A 15,319-nucleotide genomic window follows, 5' to 3' on the forward strand; every position below is an offset into this window, starting at 1 on the left:
TGAAGAATTCTCATTTTAGCTTTTTTATATATAGAAATTTAACTAATTATTTGCTTGGTGGCATCGTTGGCCTTACTTCAATTTTACTTGGTAAAGTTCTTGGATTCATTTTTATTAAATCGACTACCAACTCGCCAATATCTTCTATTTGTATTTTCCAAGAGTCTTTGTCTCCTGGTTCGTTTCCATTAAATTCTGTTGCTACAGAACCAGGCATTATAGTGCTTACTTTAATATCATGTTTACGTAAATCTAACATGACTGCTTGCGTAAAACCTGTAACTCCAAATTTACTTGCATTATAGGCAGCGCCTCCAGCAAAAAAATTAGCTCCAGCCAAACTTGAAATGGTTATATAATAGCCTTTGGATGCCTTTAACGCCTTTACACTCGCTTTAATAGAATTAAAAACACCTGTTAAATTGGTATCTATAACATCGTTCCACTGCGAAGCAGTTAAATCTTCAATGCTACCAAAGTGTCCAATACCTGCATTAGCGACCACTATATCTAATTGACCATAAGACTCAATTACCTTCTTAACTGCAGCTTGCTGGCTTTCAAGATTTCTAACATCTGCTTTAATACCCAAAGCTTTCGCCTTTGTAGTACAACTTTTATTTAAATTTTTGGCTGCATCATCTGCCGAAGATTGACTTCTGCTCGTGACTGCCACATGAATGCCTTGAGACATTAATGCCTTTGCGCAACCAAATCCTATGCCTTTAGACCCTCCAGTAATGAGGGCTACTTTATTGCTTATATCTTTCATAAATTTATTAAATGGTTAAATAATATTTATTGCTCTGGTGGATACCCTTCAAGCATTTTTTCTACTATCGCAGCAAAACGCGCTTCTCTTTTTTCGGGTTTTTCGTTTGGTTTAAATCCGCTTTCACTTATGGCTTGCCAGAATAACCCTGTTTTAGTATCGTCTACAAACTCAACTATAATACGTCTGTTTATATTGGCTTGCCCAACAGGAATCCCAACCGAAATTCCACCACCTAAACCACGATTTCCTCCACCAAGTCCTACTCCAACGGTGTTTCTTTGGTTTTCTAAACGCTCGTCGCTTTTAATATCGATTAAAAAACTGGCATTGTCAGATTTTTGTAAACCCATAGCATTAAGTTTAGTTTCTAATGCAGCCATTAAGCGGTTTTCATCTAATTCGTTTAAACCCGAATTTATATCGCTAAAAAAATTATAAGTTTTATAGTTGTTAAAATTAGTAGCTTTCTCGTAATCGTGAGTCACATAAATTGGCGCGCATGATGAGAGCACCAATGCAATAATTAAAATTTGAAATACTTTCATAGTTATTTTTTTGTTTAAAGTTAATCAAAAATCCTGCCTTTTTATGGTGTAAAAATCAATTCTTATTTTGAAAAATGAAATAATATTTAGATATTTGTCTAAATACCTAAATGAATGAATCTTTTATTTAAAGCGTTAAATGACGATACCCGAAGGCAAATTTTAGAATTACTAAAAGAAAAAGACAGAACTGCCGGAGAAATTGCCGATGCTTTTAATATATCGAAACCCAGTATTTCGCATCATTTAGATATTTTAAGAAGAGCCGATTTAGTAAGCAGTGAAAAAAAAGGACAATTTGTAGAGTATTCTTTAAACACAAGTATTTTAGAAGATGTACTGCAATGGATAATCACCTTAAAAAAATAAAATTATGTCGTTTAAAAAAGAACTACCAATAGTATTAATAATCTTAATTCCGTTTATTTACTTAGCTTATATCTGGAGCGATTTACCAGATCAAGTACCAATACACTGGAATGCAAGCGGAGAAATAGACGGTTGGGGAAGCAAAAGTACATTGTTAATAATTCCTATTGTTTTACCCTTGTTAATTTACATAATATTAAGTCTTGTACCTAAAATCGATCCTAAACAAAAGATAGAGGCTAACAGCAAAAAGTTTTATAATATTAAATTACTGCTTACGCTTTTTATGTCTGTTTTAGCACTTTTCATTATTTATAGCTCTAAATATCAGGATTTAACAAACCCTAATATGGTTACAATGCTTATAGGGTTGTTATTTGTTATTTTAGGAAATTATATGAAAACAATAAAGGCCAATTATTTTATAGGTATTCGTACACCTTGGACGTTGGAAAACGAAACTGTTTGGAAAAAAACACACAAACTTGGAGGTAAGTATTGGTTTTTTGGCGGCTTATTAATTATTCTTTTGGGTTTTATATTAGAACCAAAACTTAACATGACTGTTTTTATAATTATCTCAACCCTTATAGCTATAATTCCTATTATTTATTCTTACATAGTATTTAAAAAACTGAAAACACAAAATTAAAATCTGAAGTTATGAAACGCAATATAACCATCATCTTAGTCCTGATTAACATTTTTATTATTAATGCTCAAAACAGACCACAAGAGCCTAAAGAACCTTTTAATTACACCACAGAAGACGTCACGTTCTTAAATACTAAGGCTAATAATATTGAACTTTCTGGAACGTTAACCTTACCTAACAATATTAAAAAACCTACCGTTGCCATATTAATAAGTGGTTCTGGTCCGCAAGATAGAAACGAAGCCTTGGCTGGACATAAACCGTTTCTCGTTTTAGCAGATTATCTTACCAATAACGGTATTGCCGTTTTAAGGTACGATGATCGTGGTACAGCAAAATCTAAAGGCGATTTTATGTCTGCAACAACTTTAGACTTTGCTACAGATGCAGAAGCTGCTGTTGCTTATTTAAAAACCAGAAAGAATATTGATGCTTCAAAAATTGGTTTAATAGGACATAGCGAAGGCGGATTAATTGCACCAATTGTAGCATCTAACAATAAAGATGTTGCCTACATTGTTTTATTGGCAGGCACTGGTGTAGATGGAAAAGTTATTTTAGAAACGCAAACGCGACGTGCAGCAGAATTAGCTGGAGCACCAAAAGTAGCATTGGATGAAAATGAAAAATTAACTAATATTATATATGGTGCTGTACAAAATAATGATGATTTTGAAAGTATTAAAGCTGAAATCTCTTCAGAATTAAAAAAATATAAAGCCGATAATCCTACAGCTCAATACGCTCCATTAATTACGGACGAATTTATAGAACAACAATCCAATGCGATTAAATCGGCTTGGCTACAAACGTTTATTAAAACAAATCCACAAGTGTATTTAGAGCAAACAGAATGTCCTGTGCTTGCCATAAACGGAAGTAAAGACTTTCAAGTTTTAGCAGATTTAAATTTAAACGCTATAGAGTCTGCTTTAGAAAAAGGAGGCAACAAAGATTATACAATTAAAAAATTAGAAGGCTTAAACCATTTATTTCAAACTGCCGAAACTGGAGCTGCCCAGGAATATGCTACTATTGAAGAAACGTTTTCTCCAATAGCATTAGCTGTTATAAAAGATTGGATTTTAAAACGTTTTTAAGCGTTAAGCGATTTCCAAAGCATATCTTTAAGTTCTGTTAGCCCTTGTTGCGCAACCGATGAAATAAATAAATACGGAATTGGTAACTCGTTATCAAGTTCTACTTTTAACTCTGCTTTTAATTCATCGTCTAACATGTCGCATTTTGAAATAGCAATTATGCGTTCTTTATCCAGCATTTCTGGATTATAGCGACGTAGTTCGTCCAGTAAAATATCGTATTGCTTTTTAATATCTGGCGCATCGGCAGGAATTAAAAATAATAGAATAGAGTTACGTTCTATGTGGCGTAAAAAATAGTATCCAAGTCCTTTTCCTTCTGCAGCTCCCTCTATAATTCCAGGAATATCTGCCATAACAAAGGTTTGAAAATCTCGATATTTAACAATACCTAAATTTGGCTTTAAAGTTGTAAACTCATAATCGGCAATCTTTGGTTTTGCAGAAGTTACCACAGAAAGTAATGTCGATTTTCCTGCATTTGGAAAACCCACTAACCCAACATCTGCCAGCACTTTAAGTTCTAAAGTAATATCCTTTTCTTCCATAGGAATTCCAGGCTGCGCGTAACGTGGTGTTTGGTTAGTAGAACTTTTAAAATGCCAGTTACCGCGACCTCCTTTTCCACCTTCAGCTATTATTCGCTCCTCACCATCTTCGGTGATTTCAAAAAGTACATTATTAGTTTCTGTATCGCGTACAACGGTTCCAAGAGGCACTTCTACATACATATCTTCACCATCGGCTCCTGTACTTCTTCCGCTACTGCCATTACCTCCGTGACCTGCACGAATGTGGCGCTTAAACTTTAAATGCAACAATGTCCAAAGGTTAGAGTTTCCTTTAAGTATAACGTGTCCGCCTCGTCCACCATCACCACCATCCGGACCACCTTTAGCAAGGTATTTTTCACGATGCAAATGCGTAGAGCCTTTCCCTCCCTTTCCAGAGGTAACATGCATTTTTACGTAGTCAACAAAATTTCCTTCAGTCATATTCTAAGTTAAGAGTTTAGAGTAAAAAGTTAAAAAGCTATTCACTCTCAGACTTACTCAGTTTTATATTTCAATTTTTAATTTTTTCAGCAATTTTTACAAGGCGTCTATAGTGTTACATAAACGCTCGGTAATTGCTTCAACTTTACCAACACCATCTACACCAAAATATTTATCCTGAGCTGAGTAATAGTTTTTTAACACCGCTGTTTTAGTGTAATATTCTTTAATACGGTTTCTAATTACGGTTTCGTTGGCATCGTCTGGTCTTCCACTCGATTTTCCGCGTTCAAGAAGTCTTTTAACTAAAATTTCGTCGTCAACCTCAAGCGCAATCATCGCATTAATTTGCGAATCTTTACTCTCCATAAGGGCATCTAAAGCTTCGGCTTGTGCATTGGTTCTTGGAAATCCATCAAAAATAAAACCTTTGGCTCCTGCATTTTTTTCAACTTCAGCATTAAGCATGTCGATAGTTACTTGATCTGGCACCAATTCTCCTTTGTCCATAAAGGATTTTGCCAATGTTCCTAAAGCGGTTTCATTTTTAATATTAAATCTAAACACATCTCCTGTAGAAATGTGAACTAAATTATATTTCTCTTTTAAAAAATTAGCCTGCGTGCCTTTACCTGCTCCTGGAGGACCAAATAATACTAAATTAGTCATGTGTTGTGTTGTTTTAATTTGATATACTTCTGGTAAATCTCTTCCCAATCCATTATAATCTAAACCGTAGCCAACTATAAATTTATTAGGGATTTCTATACCAACATAATGTAGTTTAAAATCTTTTTTATAAGCTTCTGGTTTGTAAAACAAAGTCGCAATAAGCAATTGTTTTACACCTTCATTTTTAAATATTCTGTGTACTTCGTGAAGCGTTTTTCCTGTGTCGATAATGTCTTCAAGAATAACAACTGTTCTACCAGTTAAATCTTGTGTTAACCCGATTAAGCGTTGTATATCTTCTGAGGATTTAACGCCTTCGTAAGATGCTAACTTAATAAAAGTAACCTCACAAGGTTTAGGATATTTTTTTACAAAATCGCTGGCTAACATAAACGAACCGTTTAAAATACCAATAAAAACTGGAATTTCGTCTCCTAAATCTTTAGCAACATCTTGGGCCAATTTAGTTACAGCGTCATCTATTTCTTTAGCAGAAATAAATGGCTTAAAATATTTGTCGTGTAGCTTAATCATTTGCTTGCATTTATAAAAGTGGCAAAGATACAATTTTGTTAAACGTAATACGATTTTGATGGGCATTTATTGGCTATCTTTTCATATTAAACTGTATTTTTGCGCTTATAAAAACATATCTGTTAATTAAAAAAATTTCTGTTTTTGCAGAAAATAAATATGAATTATTTCTCTTCAGATTTTAAATTAGGTATTCTTGGCGGAGGCCAATTAGGCAAAATGCTGCTTTACAACACAAGAAAATTCGATATTCAGACCTATGTTTTAGATCCTAGCGACGAAGCACCTTGTAAAATAGCTTGTAATGTGTTTACCAAAGGCGATTTAATGGATTTTGATACCGTTTATAACTTTGGGAAACAAGTGGATATTTTAACTTTTGAGATAGAAAATGTTAATGTAGATGCACTTGAAAAATTAGAGAAAGAAGGTGTAAAAGTTTATCCAAGCGCTAAGAATTTAAGAACTATTCAAAATAAGGCAAAACAGAAATTATTTTACTTAGATCATAATTTACCAACTTCAGAATTTTCTCGTTTTGCCTATGCATCAGAAATTGAAGATGCGGTATTAAATGGAGGATTAGACTTTCCGTTTGTATGGAAAAGCGCCCAATTTGGTTACGATGGCACTGGTGTAAAAGTGGTGCGTTCTTTAGACGATTTAGAAGCGTTGCCAAAAGGCGAATGTATTGCAGAGGAATTAATAGATTTTAAAAATGAATTGGCTGTTATTGTTGCCAGAAACCCAGATGGTGATGTAAAAACTTATCCTGTAGTAGAAATGGAATTTCATCCGGAAGCTAACCAGGTAGAATATGTAATTTGTCCGGCGAGAATTGCTGTTGATTTAGCTAAAAACGCACAGGATATCGCATTAAAAGTTTCTAAAGCCTATAATCACGTGGGCCTATTGGCTGTAGAAATGTTTCTTACAAAAGACGATAAAATTCTTATTAACGAAGTAGCACCAAGGCCTCACAATTCTGGTCATCAAACTATAGAAGCCAGTTATACTTCTCAATTTGAACAGCACATTCGTGCCATTTTAAATTTGCCGTTAGGCAAAACTGAAAGTAAAGTAGGTGGCGTCATGGTTAATCTTGTTGGTGCAGAAAATTATACTGGTGATGTGGTATACGAAAACATAACAGATATTATGAAACTGGAAGGCGTAACACCACATATTTACGGTAAAAAACAAACCAGACCATTTCGTAAAATGGGACACGTTACAATTGTAAATGAGGATTTAAATACAGCAAGACAAATTGCTGAAGAAGTAAAAAATACTATTAAAGTAATAAGCAAATAATTATGAGTAAAGTAGGCGTAATCATGGGAAGCGATAGCGATCTTCCTGTAATGCAAGAAGCAATAGACATATTAAAAGGGTTCGATATTGAAGTGGAAGTCGATATTGTATCGGCACACAGAACACCAGAAAAATTATTCGATTACAGTAAGAATGCCCATACTCGTGACATTAAAGTAATTATTGCAGGCGCTGGAGGAGCAGCACATTTACCAGGAATGGTAGCCTCTTTATCTCCGTTACCAGTTATTGGTGTTCCTGTAAAAAGTAGAAACTCCATAGACGGTTGGGATTCTATTTTATCTATTCTACAAATGCCAGGTGGAGTTCCAGTAGCCACTGTAGCATTAAATGGTGCAAAAAACGCTGGTATTTTAGCTGCTCAAATAATTGGTGTAAGCGACAAATGTGTTTTAGATAAAATTTTAGCTTACAAAGAAGGGTTAAAAATTAAGGTTGAAAAAGCTTCAAAAAACTTAAAATAGCATAAAATAAAAAGCCCAGTCCCCTGGGCTTTTTTTTCGCTATTAATCTTTCTATATGCTGAGTATTAAATACTCACATCAAAAAAACTTAATACAAAAGTCTTAATTTGATCACCTTTACAAGAATTGAAAATAAAAAATCTACAATTTTAGACCAAATGCAAAAATTATCGACCAATAACATTATGCAAACTAATATTTTATGGTCTGCTTTTTTGTAAAACATAAAAAAGCCTCAAATAAATTTGAGGCTTTTTATCGCTATTAATCAATGATTTAATGAAAGTAACCAGCTTTCATGAAAAAATCTGAACAAATTTAATCAATAACCTCTGTTTTTTACAAACAAATTATTTAATTTATTTACTCTAAAAACAATACCGTATTATAAATGAACATATTAACTGAAAAGTTTTCGACAAAATACAATACAGCACCATTCGTTCGAATAGAAAATAAGGACTATAAACCTGCTATTCTAAAATTAATCGAGCAAACAAAAGCTGAAATTAATACCGTAACTCAAAACCCAGAACAACCAACTTTTAAAAACACTATTGAAGCACTGGAATTCTCTGGACAGCAATTAGATCGTGTTACCAGTATTTTCTTTAATTTGAATTCTGCAGAAACGAGTGACGAAATTCAAAAAATAGCACAAGAAATTTCTCCTGTTTTGTCAGAATTTGGAAATGATATTACTTTAAACCAAGACTTATTTAAACGTGTAAAAGCAGTTTACGATAATAAAAAACAACTTAACCTTACCACAGAACAAAGCACATTACTTGATAAAAAATATAAAAGTTTCTCAAGAAATGGTGCCAATTTAAATGAAGATGATAAAACGAAGCTTCGTGAAATCGACAAAAAATTAGCTCAATTAAAATTAAAATTTGGAGAAAATGTTTTAGCCGAAACGAACAAATACGAGATGCATTTAACTAAAGAGTCTCAAGTTTCTGGTTTACCCGATGGTGCTAAAGAAGCCGCAAAACAATTGGCAGAAAGCAAAGACAAAGCAGGCTGGATAATAACGTTAGATTACCCAAGTTACATTCCATTTATGACCTACGCAGACAATCGTAAATTACGCGAAGAACTCGCTAAAGCGTCAGGCAGTAAAGCCTTTAAAGGTGATGATTTAGACAACCAAGATATTGTTTTACAAATTGTAAACTTACGCCATAAACGCGCCAATTTATTGGGTTATAAAACACATGCCCATTTTGTGTTAGAAGAGCGCATGGCAGAAACTCCGGAAACTGTATTGCGTTTTTTAAACGATTTACTTTCGAAAGCGAAACCTGCTGCCGAAAACGAATTTAAAAACTTAGAAAATTTTGCCAAACAGTTAGATGGTATCGATAGATTAGAAAAATGGGACTCTGCATATTATTCTGAAAAACTAAAACAAAAGCTTTTTGATTTAGATGACGAGCAGTTAAAACCCTATTTTAAATTAGAAAATGTAATTGATGGCGCTTTTAAAGTAGCCGAAAAACTTTTTGGTTTGCATTTTGAAGAAATAAACGACATAGACAAATACCATGATGATGTTTTAACCTATAAAGTGACTAATAATAATAATAATGGCGATTTAGTATCCCTATTTTATGCCGATTTCTTCCCGAGAAAAGGCAAACGAAATGGCGCCTGGATGACGAGCTATAAGCCACAATTTGTAAAGGATGGAAACGAAGAAAGACCACATGTTTCTATTGTTTGCAACTTTACAAAACCTACAAAAAGCAAACCTTCTCTACTAACCTTTAATGAAGTAACTACCTTATTTCACGAATTTGGGCACGCCTTACATGGTATACTGGCAAATACAACCTACCCAAGTTTATCTGGCACAAGTGTCTATTGGGATTTTGTAGAATTACCAAGCCAAATTATGGAAAACTGGTGCTACGAAAAAGAAGCCTTAGAGTTGTTTGCTAAGCATTATAAAACTGGCGAGGTTATCCCAATGGAACTCATTACAAAAATTAAAGAATCGTCAACCTTCCATGAAGGCATGCAAACGTTAAGACAAATTAGTTTTGCTATTTTAGATATGTCATGGCATGGTGGCGAAACTCCAGAGACTATTAAAGATGTAGAAGCATTTGAAAGCCAGGCTTTTGAAGGCACTAAATTATATCCAGATGTTAAAAACAATTGCATGAGTACTGCTTTTGCACATATTTTTCAAGGTGGTTATAGTTCTGGTTACTACAGTTATAAATGGGCAGAAGTACTGGACGCAGATGCGTTTGCTTATTTTAAACAACAAGGTATTTTTAATAAAGAGATTGCAACTCTATTTAAAGAACATATACTTTCTCAAGGAGGTACAGAAAACCCAATGGTGCTTTACAAACGCTTTAGAGGCCAGGAACCAAAACCTGAAGCGTTATTAAAACGTGCTGGGTTGATAAAGTAACTATGTAAAAACTAAAAAGACGTTGAGTTATATGCCAACGTCTTTTTTTTGTGAAACTCTTTAAAGTTTTACTTATTAAGCATTAATGTTTTAGTCTTATTTTTTTTCTAAATGTATCTGAAAACCTATAACGGCTTTTATATTATTTGAAACACCAGTTGGTAAATTCCCTCTTTCATATTCTACAGCAAACTCTAGCCCAACAGTGCTATTAAAAAAAACGACCTGTCCAACTCTAACTCCATAAAAATTTGAAGTATTATTACGTGCTCCTCCTTCAATATCTGAAACTACATGAACAATATCAAAATGAACTTGCGCAAATAGATTAAATGTTTTTTCAGGTTTTAGGAAGTAATATCTTGAAAACAAACCAACTCCATAAGTCGTAAAGATACTTTGATTTGTATATCCCAAAGTAGCACCTAAAGCAAACTTTTCTTTTATAAAATAACCAATGTTAGGTTTTATTGTAATTCTATCAATTTTGGTATCTGACCCATCGTCAAACGTAGAATTTTGGCTAGAGTATTCACCACTTCCACCAACAAGCCAATTGCCTTTATCTAATTGCGCATTAACGTTTGTGGAAATAAAAGCTATTAATAGAAATAATTTAAATGTTTTCATGTGTGTAAGTTTTATATTTATTGATGGATTTATATACTATTATACTCTAACGTATATATAAAAAATCTATAAAAAAAAATGTGGGCGAATTTTCTTACCGTTTATCGAAAACAAGTGTTTCCCTTAAAATTTCATTACGGTAAAAACCGTACTTCACGATTTTTTACAATAAATGGAATTATAAATTGTACATGTATTTTATAATTTTGTTAGAGATTACCTCAATAATTTCCCAAACAGAATAAAAAACAAAATAAACTTTCAATAATTATTGAAAGTTCAAAATATTTAATTATATTTGTTGTATGGAATATCAAGAAGCAAAAGATAAATTTATTAGTACTTGGGGAAGTTTAGGTTCGCTTTGGGGCATAAACAAGGCGATGGCACAAATACAGGCCTTGCTTTTTATCGCTACAAAACCACTGTCTATGGAAGAAATTATGGAAGAACTTAAAATTTCTCGTGGTAATACCTCTATGAATTTACGCCAACTAATAGATTGGGGAATTGTAACTAAAACGATTATTGCAGGAGAACGTAAAGAGTTTTTTACAACCGAAAAAGATGTACAAGAGCTATCAAGAATTGTAGCAAAAGAAAGAAGCAGGAGAGAAATTAAACCTGTAATTAAAGTTTTAGAAGAAATTTCTTCAATTGAAAGTGATGGCACTGAAAAAACAAAAGAATTGATTAAACAAACCAAAGCATTACACGAATTAACAGAAACTATGGATTCTATAATTAATAAACTTGTTAGCCAAAAACAGAACTGGATTACGAAGTCTGTTTTAAAATTATTCAAATAAAAAAAATTTAAATACAACTTTCACTTTTTTCTGAAAGTTTAAAAAACAAATGAAAAAATTAGTACTACATAGTATAATCACGATTATAATAGCTTCGGTTTGGCTTATTAACGGTCTCTATTGCAAAATACTTAATCAAGTACCAAGACACGAAACCATTGTTGCTCATATTTTTAATACGGAGCATTCAAGACCTATAATTATAGTCATCGGGTTTTTAGAAGTTTGTTTAGCAATTTGGATTTTAACTGGCTACAAAAAACAGTTAAATGCCATTATTCAAATTGCTATTGTTATAGCAATGAATATTATTGAATTTATAGTCGTACCAGAATTATTAATGTGGCAAAGACTCAATATCGTTTTCGCTTTAATGTTCGTGATATTGGTCTATTTAAATGCCTTTTATTTAAATAATAAAGAAATTAATCACTATGCTACCAAAACTTAAAAATCATCCTTTTGCTGTCGAAGCTTTTTTTGAAAGCTCAACCGTATTAACATTTGCCGTGCCAAAAGAAGCGTTAGCACATTTAATTCCAGCATGTCTTACTCTTGATACTTTTAAAGACAAATGGGCTTTTGTAGCTGTGGCTATGGTACAAACCAAAGACTTAAGACCCAAAGGATTTCCAAAAATTATGGGAAGTGATTTCTTTTTAACCGGCTTTCGCATATTTGTACGTTACACTTCCAATAAAAACAAACGTTTACGAGGTTTGTACATTATAAAATCTGAGACAGACAAAAAGAAAATGGCTATTATGGGAAACATTTTTACACACTATAATTATACTAAAACCGATATCACAGAAAGCATTAGTGGTAACAGTAAAGAAATAAAATCAATTAAATCGAAATTAAGCATTGAAATAGACACTTCTAAAAGCGACGAGATACCACTACCAAAACAGTCGCCTTTTGCAAACTGGAAAGAAGCGAGACGTTTCGCAGGACCCTTACCTTTTACTTTTACCTATAATGATAAAACCAAAGAAGTTTTAATAATTGAAGGTGTTAGACAAAACTGGAAGCCAAAGCCTGTAAAAGTTAAGCATTTTAATATTGAATTTCTAAACACACTTAACCTAAAAAGCTATGTCTTAGCTAATGCTTTTGTAATTGAAAACATACCCTATTACTGGAAAAAAGGAAGAATAGAATTATGGAATTAACAAGAAAAAAATTTCAAGGAGTACTTAATATTTTAAGTTTTAACAGGCATTTCTACGTGGTTGGTTTAACTGTTTTAGCTCTTATTCTTGCGAGCTTTCATATTTTCCAATGGTCTTCGGTCTTACTTTGGGTGATTATTGCGGCATTTATTTATGGGCTATTTATGCCTTTAATAGTTTCTGCCTATGTTTATGATTTTTCTGGATATTACAACTTAAACTGGCTAAAAAATTGCAACATCCAGGAAACCAACAATGTGGTGAATATAAATGCTGGTTTCGATGAAACAAGTTTTATTATTAAAAATAAATTTCCAAAATCTAATTTACAGGTTTTCGATTTCTACAATCAGAAAAAGCACACAGAGCCAGCCATTGTTAGAGCCCGTAAAGTTAGTTTGGTGTACCCAAATACAACTCAAATTTCTACCACTACCATTCCTTTAAAAGACGCTACTGTCGACGTAGTATTTCTTCTATCCACAGCTCACGAAATAAGGTCGAATGATGAAAAGGTTCAGTTTTTACAAGAATGTTACCGTATTTGCAAACCCAATGGAAAAGTAATAATGGTTGAGCATTTAAGAGACTTGCCAAACTTTCTTGCATTTTCAGTTGGTTTTACGCATTTTTTTTCAAAAAAAACATGGAATAACGTCTTTAATAAAGCAGGGTTTAATCGTGAAAAAGAAATTAAATTCACACCGTTTATGTCCATTTTTCAATATTCTAAATAGATAAAAATATGGTCATACATTTAAAAATAATTGGTTTGTTACTTATGGCATTGGCTTTGGTTCACTTTATATTTCCAAGGTATTTCAATTGGAAAGTCGAGCTAAAAACATTGAGTCTTATTAACAGCCAAATGATGACGGTTCACACCTTTTTTATTGCTTTAATTGTGTTTTTAATGGGTTTGCTTTGTTTTACTTCGGCTAACGAGATTTTAAATACAACACTCGGACATAAAATAGCATTAGGCTTAGGTATATTCTGGAGTATTAGACTATTTATGCAATTCTTTGTGTACTCTGTAAAACTCTGGAAAGGCAAGACCTTTGAAACCACAGTTCACATATTCTTTTCGCTATTATGGATGTATTTAAGTGCTATATTTTTAATGATATATTTTATAGAGCATTAAAATAATTCTTTTTTTCTTTACATTTGAAAAAACTAATGCTAACTATGCCTGATCACAAAATAGATCCAAACCAATGGATTAATTTGTATAGCGACTACTTATTTAATTACACAATTTCTCGTGTAAGCGACAGGGAAATGGCTCGGGATTTAATTTCCGAAACGTTTTTAGCGGGTTTAAAATCTATGAAAAATTTTAAAGGAGAAGCAAGTGAACGTACTTGGTTAATTTCTATTTTAAAACGAAAAATTATAGATTATTATCGTAAAATTAATTCTAAAAAAGGCAAAGCCGAAGTTAGAATGCATTACAATAGCGATACAGAAAACGAAGGCGATTGGCTAGAAGAACGTGTCTCAGACCCTTTTGACAAAACAGCTGAAGACAAAATAGAAAACACCGAATTAGGTATAGCAATTGATACTTGTTTAGAAAAATTACCTGCCAAACAAGCTCAGGTTTTCGAAATGAAAACCATTTTAAATTACGATACCGAAGCTATTTGTAATGAACTGAATATTACTGCGTCTAATCTATGGGTAATTGTCCACAGAGCAAGAACTGCTATGGCCAGTTGCCTGGAAAAAAATTGGTTTTAAAAATGAATAGTAGAATATTTTTTAGTTGTGACGAAGCAAACATTACATGCGATAAAGCGCAGTATGATGAAGCTTCTTTATGGGAAAAAATTAAAATGCAATTACATTTGTTAATGTGTGCTGCTTGTAGAAGTTATACACGAAACAATGCAAAATTAACGCAACTTTTTAATCGTAACCCTGTGAAATTAGACCCTACTGAAAAAGAAAAGATACAGGCTACTTTTGAAAAAGAGTTAGCAAAGCAAAACGATTATTAACCAAATAATTGGTATACTCTCAACCCAAAAGGAACTGTAATACCAGTTTCTTTTTTTATTTGAAAACATTAGGAAAAGAAATGTTATTACTGCTATTAGTAGTGTTTTAAATAAGTTATTGGTGGTTAATTCATCTTTAAAAAATTCAGCAAAAAAGAACATTATAAGTAATAAAATTCCCAAAATTTTTGTGCCTTTTACTCCTGTTTTCTGTGGAATTGTAGCCAGCTTTAAACTATCGAATTTTAAGTCTCTAATTTCAAAAGGCAACATTAAAACGATAACAAAAATAAACCGCTGAAATGCCGTTATGTACACATCTGCATTTAATTGGTTATCGTTATTAATTAATGGTATAAAAACGGTAACACCTGCCCAAACCAAAGCAATAACATAAACTTTAAGTCCGCTAACATCTCGTAAATTCTGTTGGCTATCTAAATAATAGTTTTTAGGAATAAAAGGAATGGCATACAAAAATGTGATTGCTCCAAAAACAACAATAGTAATTAACGTTTTTAACTGTAATTTAATAGCATAAAAACACATGAGTAAAAAACATACAAACGAAAATATCTGAATAATTTTTAAGCCATCTGTTAATCTTCTGTGATGGAATTTAGCAATACCAAAATACTTAACGAAATTGTAACCAGTAATACTTGCGAAAAAAATAAATATTAGACTGTCATTATCGTAGAAAATATCAAACTGCAACAAGGTTATCCAACTTAATGCAAAGACAGCCAAGGCCACATGAATACTGCTATTCAAATAAAAATTAATAAGCCTTTTAATAATCTGCATTACACAAAGTTAACTAA

19 protein-coding genes are annotated in these 15,319 nt (G+C 32.5%); 13 read left to right on the top strand and 6 right to left on the bottom strand.

Annotated features, from left to right (window positions below; all coding sequences use genetic code 11):
* Window positions 1–46: 46 nt before the first annotated feature.
* Together ACVC43_RS02045 and ACVC43_RS02050 are read right to left on the bottom strand one after the other, a co-directional pair.
* Complete coding sequence (locus ACVC43_RS02045) at window positions 47–772, bottom strand: SDR family oxidoreductase (protein WP_452222903.1); 726 nt, start codon at window positions 770–772, stop codon at window positions 47–49.
* A gap of 26 nt (window positions 773–798) precedes the next feature.
* A complete protein-coding gene (locus tag ACVC43_RS02050; protein ID WP_452222904.1) occupies window positions 799–1,320 on the bottom strand; it encodes a DUF4136 domain-containing protein in 522 nt (173 codons plus the stop codon).
* Window positions 1,321–1,434: 114 nt separating this feature from the next.
* Between ACVC43_RS02050 and ACVC43_RS02055 the strand changes: the two genes are divergently transcribed.
* The 3 genes from ACVC43_RS02055 to ACVC43_RS02065 are packed head-to-tail and all read left to right on the top strand — an operon-like array spanning window position 1,435 to window position 3,444.
* Window positions 1,435–1,689 carry an autorepressor SdpR family transcription factor gene (locus ACVC43_RS02055; protein ID WP_452222905.1) on the top strand — a complete coding sequence of 85 codons (255 nt, stop codon included), beginning with the start codon at window positions 1,435–1,437 and terminating at the stop codon, window positions 1,687–1,689.
* 4 nt (window positions 1,690–1,693) lie between these two features.
* Window positions 1,694–2,341, top strand: coding sequence for an SdpI family protein (locus tag ACVC43_RS02060; RefSeq protein WP_452222906.1), 648 nt, complete (start codon window positions 1,694–1,696; stop codon window positions 2,339–2,341).
* An 11-nt stretch (window positions 2,342–2,352) separates the two neighbouring features.
* The gene (locus ACVC43_RS02065; RefSeq protein ID WP_452222907.1) at window positions 2,353–3,444 is read left to right on the top strand and encodes an alpha/beta hydrolase family protein; all 1,092 of its coding nucleotides are present in this window, start codon (window positions 2,353–2,355) and stop codon (window positions 3,442–3,444) included.
* Here the strand turns inward: ACVC43_RS02065 and obgE are convergent.
* Together obgE and ACVC43_RS02075 are read right to left on the bottom strand one after the other, a co-directional pair.
* On the bottom strand, window positions 3,441–4,439 hold the full coding sequence (obgE, locus tag ACVC43_RS02070) for a GTPase ObgE (RefSeq protein ID WP_452222908.1): 999 nt from the start codon (window positions 4,437–4,439) through the stop codon (window positions 3,441–3,443). The two genes, ACVC43_RS02065 and obgE, sit on opposite strands and share 4 nt — an antisense overlap.
* 96 nt (window positions 4,440–4,535) lie before the next feature.
* Entirely contained in the window at window positions 4,536–5,645 is a 1,110-nt protein-coding gene (locus ACVC43_RS02075; RefSeq protein WP_452222909.1) for an adenylate kinase, read from the bottom strand.
* Between the two features lie 159 nt (window positions 5,646–5,804).
* On the opposite strand from ACVC43_RS02075, the gene ACVC43_RS02080 reads away from it, so the two are divergent.
* From ACVC43_RS02080 to ACVC43_RS02090, 3 genes are all read left to right on the top strand, one after another.
* Entirely contained in the window at window positions 5,805–6,959 is a 1,155-nt protein-coding gene (locus tag ACVC43_RS02080) for a 5-(carboxyamino)imidazole ribonucleotide synthase (RefSeq protein WP_452222910.1), read from the top strand.
* 2 nt (window positions 6,960–6,961) lie between these two features.
* Window positions 6,962–7,444 (top strand): 5-(carboxyamino)imidazole ribonucleotide mutase, encoded by a 483-nt coding sequence (gene purE / locus ACVC43_RS02085; protein WP_452222911.1) that lies wholly within the window; start codon window positions 6,962–6,964, stop codon window positions 7,442–7,444.
* Window positions 7,445–7,835: 391 nt separating this feature from the next.
* Window positions 7,836–9,875 carry a M3 family metallopeptidase gene (locus tag ACVC43_RS02090; RefSeq protein WP_452222912.1) on the top strand — a complete coding sequence of 680 codons (2,040 nt, stop codon included), beginning with the start codon at window positions 7,836–7,838 and terminating at the stop codon, window positions 9,873–9,875.
* A 96-nt stretch (window positions 9,876–9,971) separates the two neighbouring features.
* Here the strand turns inward: ACVC43_RS02090 and ACVC43_RS02095 are convergent, their stop codons facing one another.
* Window positions 9,972–10,505: a hypothetical protein gene (locus ACVC43_RS02095; protein ID WP_452222913.1), complete on the bottom strand. Its 534-nt coding sequence runs from the start codon at window positions 10,503–10,505 to the stop codon at window positions 9,972–9,974.
* Between the two features lie 305 nt (window positions 10,506–10,810).
* Here ACVC43_RS02095 and ACVC43_RS02100 point away from each other — a divergent pair, with 305 nt between their 5' ends.
* The 7 genes from ACVC43_RS02100 to ACVC43_RS02130 are packed head-to-tail and all read left to right on the top strand — an operon-like array spanning window position 10,811 to window position 14,495.
* Window positions 10,811–11,314 (top strand): GbsR/MarR family transcriptional regulator, encoded by a 504-nt coding sequence (locus ACVC43_RS02100; protein ID WP_452222914.1) that lies wholly within the window; start codon window positions 10,811–10,813, stop codon window positions 11,312–11,314.
* Between the two features lie 49 nt (window positions 11,315–11,363).
* The gene (locus ACVC43_RS02105; RefSeq protein WP_452222915.1) at window positions 11,364–11,765 is read left to right on the top strand and encodes a DoxX-like family protein; all 402 of its coding nucleotides are present in this window, start codon (window positions 11,364–11,366) and stop codon (window positions 11,763–11,765) included.
* Window positions 11,749–12,489, top strand: coding sequence for a DUF2071 domain-containing protein (locus ACVC43_RS02110; protein WP_452222916.1), 741 nt, complete (start codon window positions 11,749–11,751; stop codon window positions 12,487–12,489). Before ACVC43_RS02105 ends, ACVC43_RS02110 begins: the two co-directional genes overlap by 17 nt.
* The gene (locus ACVC43_RS02115) at window positions 12,480–13,226 is read left to right on the top strand and encodes a class I SAM-dependent methyltransferase (RefSeq protein WP_452222917.1); all 747 of its coding nucleotides are present in this window, start codon (window positions 12,480–12,482) and stop codon (window positions 13,224–13,226) included. The genes ACVC43_RS02110 and ACVC43_RS02115 overlap by 10 nt, the downstream gene beginning before the upstream one ends.
* Before the next feature lie 8 nt (window positions 13,227–13,234).
* Window positions 13,235–13,636: a hypothetical protein gene (locus ACVC43_RS02120; protein ID WP_452222918.1), complete on the top strand. Its 402-nt coding sequence runs from the start codon at window positions 13,235–13,237 to the stop codon at window positions 13,634–13,636.
* 44 nt (window positions 13,637–13,680) lie between these two features.
* A complete protein-coding gene (locus ACVC43_RS02125) occupies window positions 13,681–14,235 on the top strand; it encodes a sigma-70 family RNA polymerase sigma factor (protein WP_452222919.1) in 555 nt (184 codons plus the stop codon).
* A 2-nt stretch (window positions 14,236–14,237) separates the two neighbouring features.
* Window positions 14,238–14,495: a glycine dehydrogenase gene (locus ACVC43_RS02130; RefSeq protein WP_452222920.1), complete on the top strand. Its 258-nt coding sequence runs from the start codon at window positions 14,238–14,240 to the stop codon at window positions 14,493–14,495.
* On the opposite strand, the gene ACVC43_RS02135 is transcribed toward ACVC43_RS02130, so the two are convergent.
* The gene (locus tag ACVC43_RS02135; protein WP_452222921.1) at window positions 14,472–15,302 is read right to left on the bottom strand and encodes a hypothetical protein; all 831 of its coding nucleotides are present in this window, start codon (window positions 15,300–15,302) and stop codon (window positions 14,472–14,474) included. The two genes, ACVC43_RS02130 and ACVC43_RS02135, sit on opposite strands and share 24 nt — an antisense overlap.
* Between the last annotated feature and the right edge of the window lie 17 nt (window positions 15,303–15,319).

This window comes from Lacinutrix chionoecetis (assembly GCF_053604665.1).